Origin of the sequence: Gordonia sp. 135 (genome assembly GCF_009720185.1) — a bacterium.
Taxonomy (GTDB): Bacteria; Actinomycetota; Actinomycetes; order Mycobacteriales; family Mycobacteriaceae; genus Gordonia; species Gordonia alkanivorans.
Window position 1 is genome coordinate 3,177,229 of the sequence record NZ_CP046257.1, and the last position, 19,276, is coordinate 3,196,504.

15 protein-coding genes are annotated in these 19,276 nt (G+C 69.0%); 4 read left to right on the forward strand and 11 right to left on the reverse strand.

Going from position 1 to position 19,276, the window contains the following annotated elements:
• Window positions 1–52 precede the first annotated feature (52 nt).
• Entirely contained in the window at window positions 53–961 is a 909-nt protein-coding gene (locus GKZ92_RS14360; RefSeq protein WP_155225721.1) for an SMP-30/gluconolactonase/LRE family protein, read from the forward strand.
• Here GKZ92_RS14360 and GKZ92_RS14365 read toward each other — a convergent pair.
• The 5 genes from GKZ92_RS14365 to lspA form a co-directional block, all read right to left on the reverse strand.
• Window positions 904–1,173 (reverse strand): hypothetical protein, encoded by a 270-nt coding sequence (locus GKZ92_RS14365; RefSeq protein WP_006356900.1) that lies wholly within the window; start codon window positions 1,171–1,173, stop codon window positions 904–906. The two genes, GKZ92_RS14360 and GKZ92_RS14365, sit on opposite strands and share 58 nt — an antisense overlap.
• Before the next feature lie 111 nt (window positions 1,174–1,284).
• Entirely contained in the window at window positions 1,285–4,827 is a 3,543-nt protein-coding gene (dnaE, locus tag GKZ92_RS14370) for a DNA polymerase III subunit alpha (protein ID WP_155225376.1), read from the reverse strand.
• A gap of 175 nt (window positions 4,828–5,002) precedes the next feature.
• Window positions 5,003–6,376, reverse strand: coding sequence for a serine/threonine-protein kinase (locus tag GKZ92_RS14375; protein ID WP_155225377.1), 1,374 nt, complete (start codon window positions 6,374–6,376; stop codon window positions 5,003–5,005).
• A gap of 88 nt (window positions 6,377–6,464) precedes the next feature.
• Window positions 6,465–7,391, reverse strand: coding sequence for an RluA family pseudouridine synthase (locus GKZ92_RS14380; RefSeq protein ID WP_006356897.1), 927 nt, complete (start codon window positions 7,389–7,391; stop codon window positions 6,465–6,467).
• Complete coding sequence (gene lspA, locus GKZ92_RS14385) at window positions 7,384–8,067, reverse strand: signal peptidase II (protein ID WP_155225378.1); 684 nt, start codon at window positions 8,065–8,067, stop codon at window positions 7,384–7,386. The genes GKZ92_RS14380 and lspA overlap by 8 nt, the downstream gene beginning before the upstream one ends.
• A gap of 40 nt (window positions 8,068–8,107) precedes the next feature.
• Here lspA and GKZ92_RS14390 point away from each other — a divergent pair, with 40 nt between their 5' ends.
• Window positions 8,108–9,052, forward strand: coding sequence for a hypothetical protein (locus GKZ92_RS14390; protein ID WP_196222008.1), 945 nt, complete (start codon window positions 8,108–8,110; stop codon window positions 9,050–9,052).
• A 38-nt stretch (window positions 9,053–9,090) separates the two neighbouring features.
• Here the strand turns inward: GKZ92_RS14390 and GKZ92_RS14395 are convergent, their stop codons facing one another.
• Window positions 9,091–9,582 (reverse strand): hypothetical protein, encoded by a 492-nt coding sequence (locus GKZ92_RS14395; RefSeq protein ID WP_006356894.1) that lies wholly within the window; start codon window positions 9,580–9,582, stop codon window positions 9,091–9,093.
• Window positions 9,583–9,820: 238 nt separating this feature from the next.
• Here GKZ92_RS14395 and GKZ92_RS14400 point away from each other — a divergent pair, with 238 nt between their 5' ends.
• Window positions 9,821–10,795, forward strand: coding sequence for an asparaginase (locus GKZ92_RS14400; RefSeq protein ID WP_006356893.1), 975 nt, complete (start codon window positions 9,821–9,823; stop codon window positions 10,793–10,795).
• A 25-nt stretch (window positions 10,796–10,820) separates the two neighbouring features.
• Here the strand turns inward: GKZ92_RS14400 and GKZ92_RS14405 are convergent, their stop codons facing one another.
• Both GKZ92_RS14405 and GKZ92_RS14410 read right to left on the reverse strand, forming a co-directional pair.
• A complete protein-coding gene (locus GKZ92_RS14405; RefSeq protein ID WP_042377403.1) occupies window positions 10,821–12,380 on the reverse strand; it encodes a DNA polymerase IV in 1,560 nt (519 codons plus the stop codon).
• Window positions 12,381–12,419: 39 nt separating this feature from the next.
• Window positions 12,420–12,875, reverse strand: a complete 456-nt coding sequence (locus tag GKZ92_RS14410) for a nitroreductase/quinone reductase family protein (protein WP_006356891.1) — start codon at window positions 12,873–12,875, stop codon at window positions 12,420–12,422.
• A 120-nt stretch (window positions 12,876–12,995) separates the two neighbouring features.
• On the opposite strand from GKZ92_RS14410, the gene GKZ92_RS14415 reads away from it, so the two are divergent.
• Complete coding sequence (locus tag GKZ92_RS14415; protein WP_006356890.1) at window positions 12,996–13,688, forward strand: TetR/AcrR family transcriptional regulator; 693 nt, start codon at window positions 12,996–12,998, stop codon at window positions 13,686–13,688.
• Between the two features lie 4 nt (window positions 13,689–13,692).
• Here GKZ92_RS14415 and sigJ read toward each other — a convergent pair whose 3' ends face one another.
• The 3 genes from sigJ to ileS form a co-directional block, all read right to left on the reverse strand.
• Window positions 13,693–14,610 (reverse strand): RNA polymerase sigma factor SigJ, encoded by a 918-nt coding sequence (gene sigJ, locus GKZ92_RS14420; RefSeq protein ID WP_006356889.1) that lies wholly within the window; start codon window positions 14,608–14,610, stop codon window positions 13,693–13,695.
• Window positions 14,611–14,639: 29 nt separating this feature from the next.
• Entirely contained in the window at window positions 14,640–15,842 is a 1,203-nt protein-coding gene (locus GKZ92_RS14425) for an NAD(P)/FAD-dependent oxidoreductase (RefSeq protein WP_006356888.1), read from the reverse strand.
• A gap of 86 nt (window positions 15,843–15,928) precedes the next feature.
• Window positions 15,929–19,132: an isoleucine--tRNA ligase gene (gene ileS / locus GKZ92_RS14430; protein WP_155225379.1), complete on the reverse strand. Its 3,204-nt coding sequence runs from the start codon at window positions 19,130–19,132 to the stop codon at window positions 15,929–15,931.
• Window positions 19,133–19,276 lie beyond the last annotated feature (144 nt).

The window sequence follows — 19,276 nt, forward strand, 5'->3', positions numbered from 1 at the left end:
CCGGCGTACCTCACGCCTCACCCGGATCGCCGCCGGCGCGGCGTCCGCGGCCATGGCGCTGGGTCTCGCCACGGCGGTCGGTCCCGCCCCCGCCTCCGCGGCGCCGCAGTGCCCGGGAGCCGCTCCCGCCCGACTCGTCGGTGTCGTTCCCGGCGCCGCGCTCGAAGGTCTCACGGTCGACGCCGGTGGACGGCTCTACACCACCGACCTCATCTCCGGTCGCGTCTTCCGGTTGAACGGGCCGGGTGCGCCTGCGGTCCCGATCGCGCGAGTGCCCGGCGGTAACGGTGCGGGTGCGCTCGCCTGGACTCCCGGCGGAACCCTGCTGGTCGGTTACGGCGCCGACCCCCGCGTCATCGTCGGCGACGCCCTGCGCCATGCGTCCATCGGCCGCCTGGATGTCAACACCCGCGCGTTCCGGCCCTGGGTGACCGGACTGTCCGCAGCGAACGGGATGGATGTGGCGGCGAGCGGAAACGTCTACGCCACCAACGACTTCGGCAATCTCATCGGACGGGTCTCACCGGGCGGCGCGGTGAACGCCGCGTGGGGTGCACTGCCGAGCGCCAACGGCGCGGTCCTGAGCCGCGACGACCGCTGGCTCTACGTCTCGCGCACCTTCGTGAACCCGGGCGTCAGCCGCATCTCGACGACGAACCCGCGGGTGGTGCAGAGCCTGCTCGGTGTGGGTGCACCGTCTACTCCGGATGGACTGACGCTCGATTCCCGCGACCGGCCGGTCGTGCCGTTCAACGCGACCGGTGAGATCGTCCGGATCACCTCGCCCGGACGCTACTGCGTGCTGGCGAGCGGACTGCCGACGTCGAGCGTGCTCTCCTACGGCCGCGGCGACCGCGGCTTCTCGACCGGACGTCTGTACCGGGCCGGATTCGACGGACGGATCTACGAGATCCCCGGCGGATTCGACCGGGGTGCGACGGCCGCGTTCCCGGGCAGGTAGCGCCCACCCCACCACACCGCGAGGACCGCCACCGCCGTCACCCACGCAGTGGCCTGCAACGATCCGAAGATCAGCAGGGTCACGACGGCGGTGGCGACTCCCGCGAGAACGGCATGGGCTTTGTGAGCGGGCCAGTCGACACCGAAGACCTCGACCGTGCGGTGCGCACGCCGAACCGGACGGTGCGCGTTGATGCCGATCATCGTGGTCATCTGCGAACACTCCCCTCGACGGCTGGGCGTGACTGGACGTGCCGTCGAGTATAGCGCCTGTCGAAGAGAAATGTTCGGCGGGCCGAAACTATGGTGTCGGGCGCCCCGGTGTCAGCCCAGGCAGCTGGGTCCGAGCAGTGCTTTCAGGTCGCCCATCAGCGCGGAACTCGGCGCCACCCGCAGGGACTCGGTCAGCTTGAGCTGTGTCTGCCGCTTGTCGCTGACGAGCGTCACGTGCACGTCGGCCATGCCCGGATGCCGGGTCAGCACCTGCTTGAGCGCCTGGACCCGATCCGGGGTGCACAGCCGGGCGGACAGCGTGAGGGCCACCGGCTTGGTCGCGCCGGCGGTCTCGAGGTCCGGGACGGCGAGGTCGTTGGCGCTGATCATCATGCTGTCCTCGCGCAGGTTCACGCGGGCCTTGATCAGCACGATGTTGTCGGCCACGATGTCCATCCCGTACGCCACGTAGGCGCGGGGGAAGAAATAGACCTCGACACCACCGACCATGTCCTCGAGGGTGACCGCGGCCCACGGCTCGCCCTTCTTGTTCACCCGGCGCGTCACCGACGAGATGATGCCGCCGATCGTGATCTGCGCACCGTCGGAGATGTTGCCCTCCAGCAGCGACGTGATCGAGGTGTCGGTGTGCGCGGCGATGGCGTGTTCGACGCCGGCCAGCGGATGCCCGGAGACGTAGAGACCCAGCATCTCCCGCTCGATCGCGAGCTTGTGCTTGGTGTCCCACTCCTCCTCGGGGACCTTGACCGCGAAGACCTCGGCCATCGAGTCGTCGGCCCCACCGGCGTCGCCGAAGAGGTCGAACTGTCCGATCGCCTCGGCCTTCTTGGTGCCGATGACCGATTCGACGGCCTCGGCGTGCACCAGGAACAGGCCCTTGCGCGGATGACCGAGGGAGTCGAAGGCGCCCGCCTTGATCAGCGATTCCGTCACCTTCTTGTTGCAGGCGGTGACGTCGATCTTGCCGAGGTAGTCGGAGAAGCTGGTGAACTTCCCTTTCTCCTCGCGGGCGTTGATGATCGAGCCCACGACGCCCGAACCGACGTTGCGGATGGCGGCGAGACCGAAGCGGATGTCGGCGCCGACGGCCGCGAAGTTGCGCTGCGACTCGTTGACGTCCGGCGGGAGCACGGTGATGCCGAGCTTGCGGCAGTCGGCGAGGTAGATCGCCGCCTTGTCCTTGTCGTCGCCGACGGAGGTGAGCAGACCGGCCATGTACTCGGCGGGGTAGTTCGCCTTGAGGTAGGCGGTCCAGAAGGAGACGAGACCGTAGCCCGCGGCGTGCGATTTGTTGAACGCGTAGCCGGCGAACGGCAACACCGTGTCCCACAGTGCGGTGATCGCCGCCTGCGAGAAACCGTTGTTGCGCATGCCCTCCGCGAAGCCGTCATAGGCCTCGTCGAGGATCTCCTTCTTCTTCTTGCCCATCGCGCGACGGAGCAGGTCTGCTTGTCCGAGCGAGTAGCCGGCGACCTTCTGCGCGATCTGCATGATCTGCTCTTGGTAGACGATCAGACCGTAGGTCTCGGAGAGGATCTCCTTCAGCGGCTCCTCGAGCTCCGGGTGGATCGGCCGGATCTCCTGGAGACCGTTCTTGCGCTTGGCGTAGTCGGTGTGGGCGTTCACACCCATCGGACCGGGTCGGTACAGCGCCAGGACGGCCACAATGTCCTCGAACCCGGTGGGCTGCATCATCTTCAGGAGTTCGCGCATGGCCGCGCCGTCGAGCTGGAACACGCCGAGCGTGTCGCCGCGGGCGAGCAGCTCGTAGGTCTTCTCGTCCTCGAGCGGCAGCGCGTCGAGGTCCAGATCGATCCCGCGGTTGAGCTTGATGTTCTCCAGGGCGTCACCGATGACGGTGAGGTTGCGCAGACCCAGGAAGTCCATCTTCAGCAGGCCGATGGCCTCACACGACGGGTAGTCCCAGCCGGTGATGATCGCGCCGTCCTGTGCGCGCTTCCAGACCGGGATCGCGTCGGTCAGCGGCTCCGACGACATGATCACCGCACAGGCGTGCACACCGGCGTTGCGGATCAGGCCCTCGAGGCCGAGCGCGGTGTCGTAGATCTTCTTGACGTCCGGGTCGGTCTCGATGAGCGTGCGGACCTCGGTGGCCTCGCCGTAGCGCTCGTGCTCGGGGTTCGTGATGCCCCAGACCGGGATGTCCTTGGCCATGATGGGCGGCGGCAGCGCCTTGGTGATGCGGTCGGCGATCGCGAAACCCGGCTGACCGAACTGGACTCGTGCGGAGTCCTTGATGGCGGCCTTGGTCTTGATCGTTCCGAAGGTGATGACCTGGGCGACCTTGTCGTTACCCCACCGGTCGGTCGCATAGCGCACCATCTCGCCACGGCGACGATCGTCGAAGTCGATGTCGATATCGGGCATCGACACGCGCTCGGGGTTGAGGAATCGCTCGAACAGCAGCCCGTGCGGGATCGGGTCGATGTTGGTGATTCCCAGCGCCCACGCGACCAGCGAGCCGGCCGCCGAACCACGGCCCGGGCCGACGCGGATACCGACCTCGAGGGCGTGGCGGATCAGGTCTCCGACCACCAGGAAGTAGGCCGGGAAACCCATCTGGATGATGACGTCGAGCTCGTAGTTGGCCCGGTCGAGGTACTCCTGCGGCACCTCGGTCCCGGCGAAACGACGCTCGCGGAGTCCCTTCGCCACCTCCTTGCGCAGGAAGGTCTGCTGGGTCTCGCCATCGGGCACCGGGAAGACCGGCATGCGGTCGCGGTGGGTGAAGACCTCCTTGTAGGACTGGACGCGCTCGCCGATCTCGAGCGTGTTGTCGCATGCGCCCGGCACCACCGAGTCCCACTGCTCGCGCATCTCCGCGGCCGACTTCAGGTAGTAGCCGTCGCCGTCGAACTTGAAGCGGGTCGGATCGGACAGCGTCTTGCCGGTCTGCACGCACAGCAGCGCCTCGTGGGCGGCGGCATGCTCCTTGGTGACGTAGTGGCAGTCGTTGGTGACGATCGGCTTGATACCGAGTTTGCGGCCGATGTCGAGGAGACCGTCGCGCACGCGGCGCTCGATCTCGAGGCCGTGCTCCATCAGCTCGAGGTAGAAGTTCTCCTTGCCGAAGATCTCCTGCCACTTCGCCGCGGCCTCGAGGGCCTCGCGGTCGTGGCCCAGGCGAAGCCGGGTCTGCACCTCACCCGACGGGCAACCGGTGGTCGCGATGATGCCCTCGGCGTACTCGGCGATCAGGTCGGCGTCCATACGCGCCCACTTGCCGAGCTGCCCCTCGATGGAGGCGAGCGAGGACAGCTTGAACAGGTTGCGCAGACCGGTCGCGTTCTCGGCGACCATGGTCATGTGCGTGTAAGCACCCGAACCCGAGACGTCGTCGCTCTTCTGCTCGCGTGAACCCCACTGGACACGTTTGGTGTCGAACCGCGAACCGGGCGCGATGTAGGCCTCGATGCCGATGATCGGCTTGATGTCGTTCTTGATCGCGGTGTTGTAGAACTCGCTGGCACCGAACATGTTTCCGTGGTCGGTCATGCCGATGGCAGTCATGCCCAGCCGCTTGGCCTCGGCGAACAACGGTGACACCTTGGCCGCACCATCGAGCATCGAGTACTCGGTGTGGTTGTGCAGGTGAACAAACGAGTCCGTCACGGTGCCTCTTCTGTGCTCGCTGGTTGCTGTGCTCGCCGGTCTTCGTACTCGCCGGTCGCCGAGTCCGGGTCTACTTTAGGCGCGCGCACCGACACCCACCGGAAGGCACTCCGGGCCGTGACGAATGGGGCGGCTGTGACACCATGTCCGCCTCGCACACGCCGACACGTCGGGGTTACAACGCCACGACGAACACGAGAACGATCAGGATCAGCAGCACCGCCGCGACCCCGGCCAGCACCAGGGGCAGGCGGTTCGGATTCGACCGGCTCGGACCGCCGGAGGACATCGTCGCGCCCGGGAACGGCGGACCGCCCGGGGGCCGGTCCATCGGCCCCGACCCGGCGGCCCGGAGGTGATCGTTGGTCTGGCGGTGCGGGCCGGACGGCGGGTGCTGCCACACGGCGGGGTCCGCGCCGGTGGCCGGACGGGACGGCGTCGGACGCTCCTGTCGCTGTCGGTTCGGGTTCGGCCGGGGTGCGGCCCGCCGGGTGGCCTCTCCGCCGGGCGGGGCCGGCGACGGACCGCGGTACGCCGGACGTCCCGGAGCCGGGGGCGGACCCGGGCGACGTGTCGCCGGCATCGGGACGGGATGGTTCCGCGAGACCGGTCGGGGCGAGAGTCCGCGCACGGTGACGGCCTCGGCGTCGGACACCGACGGCGGTTGCGCGGGCCGAACACTCACCGTCAGCGCCTCGGCGAACTCGCGACAGTTCGCGAACCGTTCCTCGGGCGTCTTCGCCATCGCCCTCGAGATCACGGCGTCGACCGCCGGCGGCAGGCCGGGGACGAGTTCGGATGCGCGCGGCACCGGTTCCTTGAGGTGTGCGCCGATGACCGCTCCGGTGTCCCGGTCGTCGAACGGGACGCGACCGGTGAGCAGGTGGAAGGTGGACGCCGCCAGCGAGTACTGGTCGCTGCGGCCGTCGAGCGTCCGTCCCATGAGCTGTTCGGGTGAGGCGTAGGACAGGGTCGCGAGCACGGTGCCGACAGATGTGAGGGCCTCGGTCTCGTCGGAGATCTTGGCGACGCCGAAGTCGGTCAGCAGCACCCGCTGCTCGTCGACCGTCGAGTCCTCGTCGACCTCGGCGAGGAGGATGTTGCCGGGTTTGACGTCGCGGTGTGTGAGGCCGCGCCGGTTGGCGTGGTCGATACCGCGCGCGACCTGCGACACGATGTGGGCGACCCGCGGCGGCGTGAACCGTCCGATGGCGTTCAGTTCGCGGGCACAGTCGGTACCCGGCACGTACTGCATCGCGATCCAGAGCAGGTCCGACTGGCCGGACCTCGACGCGCTGGGGACCGTTGCCCGGCCACGGTTGAAGACGGTGACGATGTTGGGGTGGTCCAGCGTCGCCGCCACCTCGGCCTCACGGAGGAAGCGGCGACGGAAGTTGTTGTCGGTCAGGCCCGCCGAGTCCTTCAGCACCTTCAGGGCGTCGTACCTGGGGAGCTCGGGGTGCCGGGCGAGGAAGACAGCGCCCATTCCACCGCTGCCGAGCAGTCGCTCGACGCGGTACCCGGCGATCACCGTTCCAGGCTCGAACACCCTCTCAATCTAGGCGAGTTGTCCGGTGATGTCGCCGGTTGACGACCGAACGAATGCCGTCCTCGCCCGCCCGGATCCGGCAAGTCGGTCAGGAGTCGCGCAGCACGTCGAGCGCGTGCTGGAGGTCCTCGGGGTACTCCGAGCTGAACTCGACCGTGCGGCCGTCCGCGGGGTGGGCGAAACGCAGCGTCCGCGCGTGCAGCCACTGCCGTTCGAGACCGAGCTTTTTGGCCAGGACCGGATCGGCACCGTAGGTCGGATCACCGCAGCACGGATGGTGCAGCGCCGAGAAGTGGACGCGGATCTGATGTGTGCGACCGGTTTCGAGGTGGACGTCGATCAACGACGCCGCGGCGAACATCTCGAGGGTGTCGTAGTGGGTGATGCTCGGCTTGCCGTTCGCGGTCACCGCGAACTTCCAGTCGTTGCCCCGGTGACGGCCGATCGGTGCGTCGATGGTGCCCGACGGCGGGTCGAGATGCCCCTGGACGAGAGCGTGGTAGCCCTTGTGGACGGTCCGCTGCTTGAACGCCCGCTTCAGCAGCGTGTAGGCGCGTTCGGACACGGCGACGACCATGACGCCGGAGGTCCCGACGTCGAGCCGGTGGACGATCCCCTGGCGTTCGTGCGCGCCGGAGGTCGAGATGCGGAATCCGGCGGCGGCCAGCGCGCCGATGACGGTGGGACCGCTCCAGCCGAGCGAGGGATGCGCGGCCACGCCGACCGGCTTGTCGACGACGACGATGTCGGAGTCGTGATAGATGACCTCGAGGTCCTCCACCGGGGTCGGTTCGATCCGCAGCGGCTCGTCGGGCTCGGGCAGCGTGACGTGCAGGAGGGTACCCGCGGCGAGCTTGTGTGACTTGCCGACGACGACGCCGTCGACCATGACGTCGCCCTCCTCGGCCAGGGTGGCCACGACGGTCCGCGACAGGCCCAGCATCCGGGAGACACCGGCGTCGACGCGCATGCCGTCGAGCCCGTCGGGTACCGGTACGACACGCGATTCACGCATTGGTGTCCCCGTTCTGGTTGTTGTCGGGGCCGTCGTTCTCGGGGCCGGTGCGCTCGGCCGCGTGCCGGTCACGGCGGGCGGCCCAACCGGTCCGGCTGCCGTCGTAGTCGAAGCCCAGCGCCGACAGTGCCACCAGCAGGATCGCCCCGCAGACCACGGCGGAATCCGCCACGTTGAACACCGGCCACCAGCCGACCGAGACGAAGTCGACGACGTGACCCTGGAGCGGTGCCGGGGCGCGGAAGATGCGGTCGATCAGGTTGCCGATCGCCCCGCCGAGCACGAGAGCCAGACCGATCGCCCATCCCCAGGACTTCAGCCTGCTGCTGTAGCGGACGATGACCACCACGACGACGAGCGCGATGATCGTCAGGACCCACGTGTATCCCGAGGCCAGCGAGAAGGCGGCCCCGCTGTTGCGTACGAGTCGCAGGGTGACGACGTCGCCGATGATCTGGACCGGGCGCTGCGGGTCGAGCGCCGCGACGGCGATGATCTTGGTCAGCAGGTCCAGCCCGATGACGACGAGCGCGACGCCGAGGACCGCTGCGGTCACCTTGGAGAAGCGTCGTGCGGGGGTCGCGTCGTCCGACGGGACTCGATCGCGGTCGGCGTCCGGAGAATCGGCGCCGTGCGGATCCGCGTTGCCGGAATCCGTCAGGGGTTGGTCATCCACAGCCTCATTGTCCACGACCGGTCGAATACGCTGGCTACCCGTGTCCTCGCATCGTCGTCTCCTCCGGTCCGTTGTGTCCTCGTGCACCGTCATCGCGGCGGTATCCGTGCTGGTCGCGGGGTGCTCGTCGGAGTCCGACGACGCCCCGGGCGCCAGTTCGGCGACGGCTGCCGGTTGCGCGAACGAATCGCCCTCCCGTGCGGCCGGAGCGGCGCCGGTGCCGATCGCGGGGGCCACGGTCACCCTGGTCGACCCGGGTGAGGGCGAGCGTCGGGTGGCCGCTCCCGCTCCCGACACCACGTCGGCTCAGACGGTGACGCTCGTGACGACCTCCGACGTCGCCTCACCGGGGTCGACGGACGCCGAGACCGTCGAGACCCCGATGACCGCCCGGTTCTCGTGCGCCGAGAAATCGGAGCTGGAACTCGAACTGGGCACCGTGACGTCTCCGGACGCGTCCCTCAACGGACAACTGCCGGCGATGGCGGGCACGAAGGCCGGCCTGACCACCGGGCCCGGACTCGCGCCGGTCGCGTTGCGTCTCGCCCCGCCCGAGCAGGCGGGCCAGGAAGCGCGCCTGGCAGTCGAGCAGTCCCTGGTGACGGCGTTGAACACCTCCATCGCACTGCCGACCGAACCGATCGCGGTGGGTGCGCGATGGCGCACCGAACGTGTCATCTCAGCCGCCGCGACGGTCACGCAGACGATCGACGCGCGTCTGTCGGCGTGGGACGGCAACCGTCTCACCATCCAGTTCTCCGCCGAGGAGACCCCGGTGAACTCCGTCTTCGCCATCCCGGGCGGCAGCGACACCCTCACCATCAGCCGCTTCAGTTCCGAGGGCGGCGGGACGGTCGAGATCGACCTGTCACGCGGCCTGCCGGTCGGCGGTCAGCTGACCTACACCGGTGCGCGGGAACTCGTCGGGGCCGACCCGTCGCGTCCCCTGGTACAGAAAACCGGGTTGTCCGTCACCTGGCGGTGAGGACAACCCGGTTCTCCGGGGTCAGCCGAACGGTCCGGCTAGCTCGCCGGGGTGCACATCGCGCTCTTGACCTGGTAGAGGCCGAGCAGGTTGCACACGGTCTGGTTGGAGAGCTTCCAGCGGCCGTCGTCGAAGACGATGGTCGACTCGGCGTTGGTCGGCGGGTTGCCGGCGGTCTCGATGCGAACCTTGACGCGGGCCTTGTTCGGGCCGGCGCTGATGACCGGGTTCACCAGGACCCAGTCGACGTCGGAGTTCTCCGCGCGGGCGTTGACCAGCTCCTCGAAGATGGCCGGGTCCTTCTCCGAACCCTCGACGAGGACGATCTTGTCCTTGCTCGGGATCTTCGGGTCGACGGCGGTGTCCACGAGCTCGTTGAGAGCCGCGATCGACGGCGGCTTGCTGTCGTTGGTGATCTCGGACTCGGTGTCACCACCGGCGGCACCGGCACCGGCATCCGCGGTGCTGGTCAGGGTCGGGGCGGGCGGTGCGTCGCTGTCGTCGCCACCGCAGGCTGCGACACCGGTCATCAATGCGGCCGCGATCATGGTCGCGCCAAGAAACTTCCGATACTTCAACGATCTCCCTCACTATGTCTGTGGACGTGGGCGCGCCGTGGCGCTCTCCCATGACTCGCCGATGGGGTCTGCCGGGTCGGGCCCGGCGACAACCCACACCACTATGCCAAACGCAGGCGGATGATCCCGGTTCCACGCCGCGCCGCTCGAGGCTTGACGGTTCGGCGGCCTGCCGTGAGGCTTGACGACCATGTCCGCTTCTCCCCCGCCCGGTCCGTCGACGACCGTGCTGATCACCACCGGCGGCACCATCGCCGCGCAGACCACGACCGACGGTGCCGTGCCCGCGCTCGGCGCCGACGACCTGCTGTCAGCAGCCTCGAACACCGGGGCCGGGAACGCCGGGATGGAAGCCGTCCGCACCGTCGATCTGATGTCGGTGGACAGTTCGGCGATGACCGTGGCCGACCAACTCGCGGTGGTGCGGGGGATCGCCGACGCCCTCGCCGACCCGGAGGTCGCCGGAGTCGTGGTCACCCACGGCACCGACACGATGGAGGAGACGGCGTTCCTCGCCGATCTCTACTGTGTCGACTCGCGGCCGGTCGTGTTCACCGGCGCCCAGTTGCCGGCCGACCGCCCCGATGCGGACGGTCCGCGCAACCTGGCCGCCGCACTGGCCGCGGTCGGCGATCCCGAAAATCGGGGCCGCGGCGTCCTGGTGGCGGCCGGCGGTCGCATCCTGCCGGCGCGCGGGCTGTTCAAGGTGTCGACGTCCGACGCTGTCGCCTTCGACTCGGTGCGCACCGATCTGCCGCGTCCGGTGCTGACCGACGAGATCCCGCTCGGCCGGACCGCCCGGGTCGACCTCTTCGCGCTGTATCCCGGGGTGTCTCCCGGTCTGATAGCGGCGGCGGTCGCGCAGAACGCCGCGGGCATCGTGCTCGCCGCGACGGGCTCGGGGAACACCCACCCGGACATCACCGCCGAGGTCGCGCTCGCCGTCACCCACGGCGTGACCGTCGTGGTGACGAGCCGGGTGCCCTACGGCGAGGTGTCGGCGACCTACGGCGGCGGCGGGGGCGCCGTCGATCTGCATCGCGCCGGCGCGATCGTGTCGCCGTGGCTGCGTGCGCCGCAGGCCCGCATGGCACTGATCGCACTGCTCACCGCCAAGGCGAGTCCCGAGACGATCGCCGAGTTCTTCTCCGCATCCGGGAAGTGATGTGGCACTGGCGCTCCCGCGACGTTCACTCGTCGTCGGCGCCAAGGTCCCACTCGAGGCTGTCGAGCGGGTCGGCGGGCCGTAGATCGGGATCGTCGACGCCGAAGGTGCGGGTGCGCCCGGGGCCGGTGGTGCGGGTCTCGAAGCGGACGGTGACGACGCCGTGCCCACTCCCCTGCACCCAGCCGTGACCGAACTCGGGGTGGGTCACGTCGGCGCCCGGGGCGAACGGCGCGCGGCTCAGCGGGTTGCCGCCCGGGGCGAAGCGCACGGCTTCGGGCGACTCGGTGTCGGCGGTGGGATCGTGGACGGTCTCCGACACCTCCACGATGCCGCCGGATTCCGATGACGATCCCGATGCGCCACCCGCGGAAGCGGTGTCGTGGTGGGTCGTCTCGTCCGGCGAGGCGTCCAGGTCGTCGAACAGCGCGTACTGCTGCACCGCACTGAGACCGGAGAACCCCACGCCCACAAGACGTATCGCTCCGACGGTGCGCGGGTCGAGGGCCAGACGCTGGGCCGTTCGCTCGAGGTCGTCGAAGTCGGTGGTGGCCGCGGCGGTGGTCGCCGACCGGGTGAGGATCGACATGTCGGAGCGTTTGAGCTTCAGCACCACCGTGCGCGCGCCGCGTCCGTCCTTGAGCAGCCGACGATGTGCGTCGGTGGCGGCCTTGCGGATCGCCTTGCGTAGTTCGTCGAGGTCGACGATGTCCTCGGCGAACGTCGACTCGGCGCTGATCTGTTTGGCCGAGGCGCGTTCGGCGACCGGCCGGTCGTCGACGCCCTGGGCGAGCCGGTGCAGTGCAGGTCCGACGGTGGCGCCGAGCACCGAGGCGACCTCGACGGTCGACATCCGCGCGAGGTCTCCGATGGTGTCGATTCCCAGGCGTGCGAGGCGATCACCCGAGACCGGACCGATCCCCCACAGCTTGCGCACCGGCAGTCCGTGCAGGAACTCGATCTCGCCCGACGGCGGGATCACCATCACGCCATCGGGTTTCGCCATTCCCGAGGCGATCTTGGCGAGCTGCTTGCCGCTGCCGAAGCCGACCGACGCGGCGAGCCCGCACTCGGTGCGGATGCGGGCGCGCACCTGCTCGGCGAACTCGCGCGCCTGCGCCACGGTGGCCCCGGCGAGTTCGGCCGGTTCTGCGAACGCCTCGTCGAAGGAGAGCGTCTCGATCACCGGAACCGCTTCGCGCACAAGCCGGAACACCCGCTTGCTGACCTTGCCGTAGACCGCGCCGCGAGGGGGCACCACGACGCCGGTCGGGCCGATGAGGCGTCGGGCCTGATGCATCGGCATCGCCGACCTGGCACCGAACACCCGGGCCTCGTAGCTCGCTCCGGCCACCACTCCCCGACCTCCGGAACCGCCCACGAGCACCGGGCGACCGCGCAGCGTCGGACGGGTGAGTTGTTCGACCGAGGCGAAGAAGGCGTCCATGTCGAGATGCATCACCCAGCGTGCGCCGCGTTCGGAATCGGCACCGGCCGGCGCCCCGCCCGACCCTCCGCCGGTCACCCACCGTTCGGGTACGGATGATCCGTCCGCGATCGTCGAGTCGGAATCGGGGCGCACCACCCGTCCGAGTCTAGTGAGCAGACGTGACGACGAAACCCGCTAGTCGGCGGATGTGATCGCGAAGACCGGGATCGATCCGGCGTGTGCGGCGAGGTCGGCGTCGGACGGCTTGGCGTCGAGCCCTTCCGGCAGGAAGCGGCCGACCTCCCAGCCCCACTTGCGCAGGTATTCGCCGATGATCGGCGGGCGCCGGTCGGCGTCGACCTCGGTGAGGGCCACCACGGTCCGACTACGACCGCGCCGGAGTTCGACGGTCTCGGCGGCGCGTGCGTTCCGGGCCCACTGGGTGTTGCCGCGCGGCGAGACGAGGTAGTCCCCGCCGTCGAATCGCAGGACGTTGACGGGGACGGTCTGCAGCTTGCCGGTCCGGCGGCCGGGAACGGTGAGGTTCTGCGCGCCGGCGAGGTTGACGCCGTGGTCGGCGAGCCAGCGAACGGTGCGGTTGAAGACGTTGTCGAACCCCTCGGGAGCGCGGTAGTGGGTGGTACCGGTCATGGTCGTGACCCTTTCGTGGCGGATGGAAAATTATCGAGAGCACCGCTCTCGGTTTTGAGTGTGCACCCGGAAGCGCAAGAAATCAAGAGCACTGCTCTCGAAATGTGGAAGGATCGATCCATGGCGACCGGACGAAGCCGCGCGGAGAACCGCGCGATGATGACCGACGAGATCCGCAGACTCGGGCGCGAGCACCTGGCCACCCACGGCGCAGCCGGACTGTCGCTGCGCGCGATCGCCCGAGAGATGGGCGTCGTGTCATCGGCCGTCTACCGGTACGTCCCCAGTCGCGACGACCTGCTCACCATGCTGCTCGTGGAGGCCTACAACGACGTCGGCGACGCGATCGACGCGGCGGTCTCGGCCATCGAGCCCAGCCGCCGTCGCGAACGCGTGCTCGCCGCCGCGGAGGCCGCCCGGGACTGGGCACTCGACGACCCCGCCCGCTGGGCACTCCTCTACGGCAGCCCCGTCCCCGGTTATGCCGCACCGGGCGAGGAGACGATGGTGCCGGGCACGCGCATCCCGGCCCTGCTCCTGCGCGAGTGCGCGGCCGCACACGCCGAGGGCCTGATCCGCGACGACCTGCCCACTCCCACAACCGGGGTCGCCGGCGACATGGCCGCCATCCGCGACGAGTTCGGCATCGACGCCCCCGACGCCGTGCTGGCCGCGTCGACGACCCTCTGGGCAGCCCTCGTCGGCGCGATCAGCCTGGAGGCCTTCGGCCAGTACGGCAAGGACACCTTCGCGCACCCCGCCGAGTTGTTCCGGTCGCAGATCGAGCTGACGCTGTCGAGCCTGTTCGCCTGAGCGCTCAGCGCGCGACAGTCCGCCGCTCCTCCACGCCGGCCAGCTTGTCCGGGTTGCGCATGGCGTAGATCTGCTCGATGACGCCGTCGACGATGTGCAGGGTGAACGTGCCCGCCAACTCGCCCTCGATGTAGATCGCCACTCCCGACTGGTTGTTGAAGACCGCCGGTTCAAGGCGGTAGTCCATGCCCTTCCCGAGCCGGGCGAAGCCGGTCAGCAGACGCGCCACGGCCGGCGCGCCGTGGATCGGGTGACGCACCGCGGTCACCTTTCCGTCGCTGTCCGCGGTGAACTCGACCTCGGGTGCCAGCATCGTCAGCAACCTCTCGACGTCACCGGACTGCGCGGCCGAGAGGAACGCGTCCACCACCGCGACCGCACGTTCGGAATCCACCGGGTCGAACCGGGGGCGACGCGCCTCGACGTGGTTCCGGGCGCGGTGCCCGATCTGGCGCACCGTGGCGGCCGGCTTGGCGAGCATGTCGCCGACCTCGTTGTAGGAGAAGCCGAACACCTCGCGGAGGACGAACACCGCGCGCTCATCCGGGCTCAGCGACTCCAGCACGATCAGCATCGCCGTGGACACCGACTCCGCGAGCACCACGTCGTCGGCGAGGTCGCGTTCGTCGGTCAGGATCGGCTCGGGCAGCCACGGTCCGACGTACTCCTCGCGTCGCCGCGACCGTGACCTCAGCACGTTGAGTGCCTGGCGCGTGACGATCTTCGCGAGATACGCCTTGGCGTCCGCGATGTCGGTGTCGTCGACCTCCGCCCACCGCAGGTAACTGTCCTGTAGTACGTCGTCGGAGTCGGTCGCCGTCCCGACGATCTCGTAGGCGACGGTGAACAGCAGCGGCCGCAACTCGTCGAAACGCGCTGCCCGCCGGTCGCTCTCGCTTGCCTGGGAGTCGCTGCTGTTCACCGGGGTCCTGCCTCTCGTCGGCGAGCCGGTCACTGCAGAACCGGCTCACGCTCGGCGGTCACCTCGCGACCGCGCAGCCAGCCGAATGCGCCGGGATGCGCGGCCTCGCGTCGGATGTTCCACACGGTACCGCGGCACACCAGCTCCTTGGCCAGAGCTGCGAGACGACCTGTCACCACCGCTCGCGCGGGCGAGTCGTCCCGCCGGGTGAACTGGAGGGTGGCCGCGTGGCGGCCGATGCTCGTGCACTGTGCGACGAAGGCCTGGTCGACCGGGATCGGCCGGTCACCGGCGATCCGGGCGAGGACGGCCTCGGCGGCCTGTGCACCCAGCGGCTGAGCCGCCTGGCAGCTCATCCGGAGTGTGACGCCCTCGACCGCGACCGCGTCTCCCGCGCCGACGATCCGGGCGTCGTCGACGCTCGTCAGGCTCTCATCCGTCTGCAGACGGCCGATTCCGTCAGTGGTCAGGCCACTGTCCGCAGCCAGCTCCGGGGCCTGGAAACCGGTGGCGAACACCGTTGCCGCACTGGACAACACCAGCTCACGCCCGCCGGTCTCGACGATCACCCGCGACGCCTCGACCCCGGTGACCCGCGCATCCTCCAGGACGTCGACGCCGAGTCGTTCGAGTTGCCGGAGGGTGGCCCGGTGGCCACGCTCACCCACCGACGGGGCGACGACACCGCCACCGGCGAGCGTCACCGCGAAGCCGCGTTCGGCGAGTTCGCCGGCGAGCTCCACCCCGGTGAGGCCGCCGCCGACGACAACCACCGGCGCGCCGGCGTCCAGCGCATCGACGCGTTCCCGGAGTTGTTGTGCTGCAGCCCAATCCGAGGCCGACAGCGCATGTTCCGCGGCGCCCGGGATCGGCGGCAGGTGGAGCCGGCTCCCGATCGCGTAGATCACGTAGTCGTAGTCGAGGTGGGTCCCCGACGCGAGGTGTACGCGTCGTGCGCCGGCGTCGATCCGGGTGGCGGTGTCGACCACGACGTCGAGGCCGTCACCGAGCACGTCGTCGAATCCGACCTGCGGCTCACCGGTCCGTGCGATGAACTGGTGCAACCGGATGCGCTGCACGAAGAACGGCTGCGGGTTCACGACCGTGACGTCCACGGCGGGGTTGCGCCGCAGCCGGTTGGCCGCCATGGCCCCCGCGTAGCCGGCGCCGAGCACGACCACATGCGTCCGTGCGACCGTCTGGATTTCCTGCGTAATGTCGGTGGTGCTCATCGTTCTGCCTTCCGTCGGTGTTCGAGGTGGTCATCCTCGAGACACCGACGGCGGCTGAAATGTGACAGCTACTACGAAGTAGCTGGTCAGCCGACCTTCGCGACGTCGGCGGTGACGCCGTCGCCGAGCTCGATGGCGCCCGGCGCACCGTCGGCCGTGACGTCGAACTCCACGGCGAGGACCTCACCGGCGACGAGGCCCGCGTGCGTCTGCGCCCACTCGAGACGCTCGGCCGGCACGACGAGGCGCACCGTGATGCGGTCGGAGACGTCCAGGTCGAGGTTGCGGCGCGCATCCTGCAGTTCGCGCACGCGGTCCTTGGCCCAGCCCTCGGCCTCGAGCTCGGGGGTCACCGTGGTGTCGAGCACGACGAGGCCCTTGCCCCCGGGCAGCTCGGCGGTGGAGTCCGGTTCGACCGCCACCAGCTTGCGGCTGTACTCGCCGTCGTGGAGCTCGATGCCGTCGGCGATGACGACCTCGGCGCCGTCGGCACCGGTACCCACCGACCAATTGCCGGACTTCACGGCCTTGATCGCGCGCTGGACGTCCTTGCCCAGGCGCGGACCCGCCGCGCGTGCGTTGACCGCGATCTCGTAGCGGCCGTACTCGCTGGCGTCGGTGGCCAGCGAGACGGACTTGACGTTCATCTCGTCCTTGACCAGGTCGACGTACGGCTCGAGTGCGGCCGCGGTCGGCGAGGCCACGGTCAGACCGGGCAGCGGCAGGCGGACGCGCAGCTTGTTGGCCTTGCGCACGCTCGACGCGACCGAGCAGACCGCCTGCACCTCGTCCATGGCCGCGACCAGGTCGGCGTCGGCCGGCAGCTCGTCTGCGGTCGGCCAGTCGGTCAGGTGCACCGAACGGCCACCGGTGAGACCGCGCCAGATGGCCTCGGTCGCCAGCGGCAGCAGCGGTGACGCGAGCCGCGATGCCACCTCGAGCACCGTGTACAGGGTGTCGAAGGCGTCGGTGTCCTCTTCCTGACCGGCCCAGAACCGTGCACGCGACCGGCGCACGTACCAGTTGGTCAGCGACTCGACGAACTCGCGGAACGCGTCGCACGCACCGGCGATGTCGTAGGTGTCGAGCGCCTCGGTCATCGTGTCGCGGGTGGTCGCGAGCTTCGCCAGGATGTAGCGATCCAGGACGTTCTGCGAGTCGGTCCGCCACGTCGCCGGACGATCTGCGTACAACTGCAGGAAGCTGTAGGCGTTCCACAGTGGCAGCAGTGCCTGGCGGACACCCTCGCGGATGCCGCGCTCGGTGACGACGAGGTTGCCGCCGCGCAGGATCGGCGAGGCCATCAGGAACCAGCGCATCGCATCGGAGCCGTCGCGGTCGAAGACCTCGTTGACATCCGGGTAGTTGCGCTTGGACTTGGACATCTTCTGCCCGTCGTCACCCAGCACGATGCCGTGTGCAGCAACGGTTTTGAACGCCGGACGGTCGAAGAGCGCGGTCGCCAGCACGTGCATGGTGTAGAACCAGCCGCGCGTCTGACCGTTGTACTCGACGATGAAATCGCCCGGGTTGTGCGCGGGCGCCGACGCGGAGTCGCCGCCGTCGAACCAGTCGCGGTTCTCGAACGGGTAGTGCACCTGGGCATACGGCATCGACCCGGACTCGAACCAGCAGTCGAGGACCTCGGGCACACGACGCATGGTCGACTGCCCGGTCGGGTCGTCCGGGTTCGGGCGGGTCAGCTCGTCGATGTGGGGCCGGTGCAGGTTGTCCGGGCGCACGCCGAAGTCGCGCTCGAGCTCGTCGAGCGAACCGTAGACGTCGATGCGCGGGTACTCCGGGTTGTCCGAGATCCACACCGGGATCGGCGCGCCCCAGTAGCGGTTGCGACTGATGTTCCAGTCGCGCGCACCCTCGAGCCACTTGCCGAACTGGCCGTCGCGGATGTGCTCGGGCACCCAGGTGATCTGCTTGTTCAGCTCCACCATGCGGTCGCGGAACTGGGTGACGGCGACGAACCACGACGGCACCGCCATGTAGATCAGCGGCTGTCCCGACCGCCACGAATGCGGGTAGGAGTGCTCGATGGTCTCGTGGCGCAGGATGCGGCCCGCCGCCTTGAGGTCCTTGATGATGACCGGGTTGGCGTCGAAGACCATCTGGCCCTCGTACGGCGGGACCTGCGAGGTGAAGCGGCCGCCCGGATCGAGCGGCTGGACGACCTCGATGCCGTTGGCGGTCGCGAGGTCCATGTCCTCTTCACCGAAGGCCGGTGCGAGGTGGACGACGCCGGTACCGCTCTCGGTGGTGACGTAGTCGCCGAGCAGCACTCGGTGTGCGTTCGGGTGTCCGACGAAGAAGTCGAACGGCGGTGTGTAGGAGAGGTTCTCGAGGTCCTTGCCCAGATGGGTACCGATCACCTCGGGTTCGGCGATCTGCTTGGCGTACGCACCCAGCAGCGCCTCGGCCAGCAGGTACTGCTGCCCGTCGGCGGCCTTGACGTGCACGTAGGTGACCTCGGGGTTGACCGCGATCGCGAGGTTCGACGGCAGGGTCCAGGGCGTGGTGGTCCAGATCAGCGCGTTGACACCGTCGAGTGCGGCCAGCGGACCCTCGGGCACCGACAGCGGCATCCGCACGGTGACCGCCGGGTCCTGGCGCATGCGATAGGCGTCGTCGAGCTTGGACTCCTGGTTGCTCAGCGGCGTCTGCTCGTACCAGCTGTAGGGCAGCACGCGGTAGCCCTGGTAGATCAGACCCTTGTCGTAGAGGGCCTTGAACGCCCACATGACCGACTCCATGAAGTCGAGGTCGAGCGTCTTGTAGTCGTTGTCGAAGTCCACCCAGCGCGCCTGGCGGGTCACGTAGTCGCGCCACTCACCGGTGTAACGGAGAACCGAGTCACGGCAGTACTCGTTGAACTTCTCCATGCCCATCTTCTCGATCTCCGACTTGTCGGTGATCCCGAGCTGGCGTTCGGCCTCGAGTTCGGCGGGCAGACCGTGTGTGTCCCAGCCGAATCGACGATCGACCTTCTTGCCACGCATGGTCTGGTACCGGGGGACCACATCCTTGACGTAGCCGGTCAGGAGATGGCCGTAGTGCGGGAGGCCGTTGGCGAAGGGCGGGCCGTCGTAGAAGACGAACTCCTCGGCATCGGCACGGTTCTCGATGGACGCGGCGAAGGTCGAGTCGGCATCCCAGTACTCCAGGACGTGCTGCTCCACGGACGGGAAATCGGGGGCGCTGCGGCCCGTCCCACCCGTCATGTCGACTTTGGGGTACACACGGCCGGTCGCGTTCGCGCCCGTCTCGTTCGTGTCGGTCACGGCTCGTCTCCTCGTGCCTGGTGATGTCTCTCCTCGGCACGGGGACGCACACCGTCAGGTCTGCGCGGTACCACCCCGCTTGCGCCGGCACTCCGGCGCCACTCATCGGATCGCGCGGGTCTCCCCGTACGGTCCCGTGGCTGT

Coding starts and splice junctions, on each gene's coding strand:
- GKZ92_RS14360 (WP_155225721.1), top strand. CDS start 53: ATGGCGCTGGGTCTCGCCACGGCGGTCGGTCCCGCCCCCGCCTCCGCG.
- GKZ92_RS14365 (WP_006356900.1), bottom strand. CDS start 1,173: ATGACCACGATGATCGGCATCAACGCGCACCGTCCGGTTCGGCGTGCG.
- GKZ92_RS14380 (WP_006356897.1), bottom strand. CDS start 7,391: ATGCGTGAATCGCGTGTCGTACCGGTACCCGACGGGCTCGACGGCATG.
- GKZ92_RS14395 (WP_006356894.1), bottom strand. CDS start 9,582: ATGACCGGTGTCGCAGCCTGCGGTGGCGACGACAGCGACGCACCGCCC.
- GKZ92_RS14400 (WP_006356893.1), top strand. CDS start 9,821: ATGTCCGCTTCTCCCCCGCCCGGTCCGTCGACGACCGTGCTGATCACC.
- GKZ92_RS14410 (WP_006356891.1), bottom strand. CDS start 12,875: ATGACCGGTACCACCCACTACCGCGCTCCCGAGGGGTTCGACAACGTC.
- GKZ92_RS14415 (WP_006356890.1), top strand. CDS start 12,996: ATGGCGACCGGACGAAGCCGCGCGGAGAACCGCGCGATGATGACCGAC.
- GKZ92_RS14425 (WP_006356888.1), bottom strand. CDS start 15,842: ATGAGCACCACCGACATTACGCAGGAAATCCAGACGGTCGCACGGACG.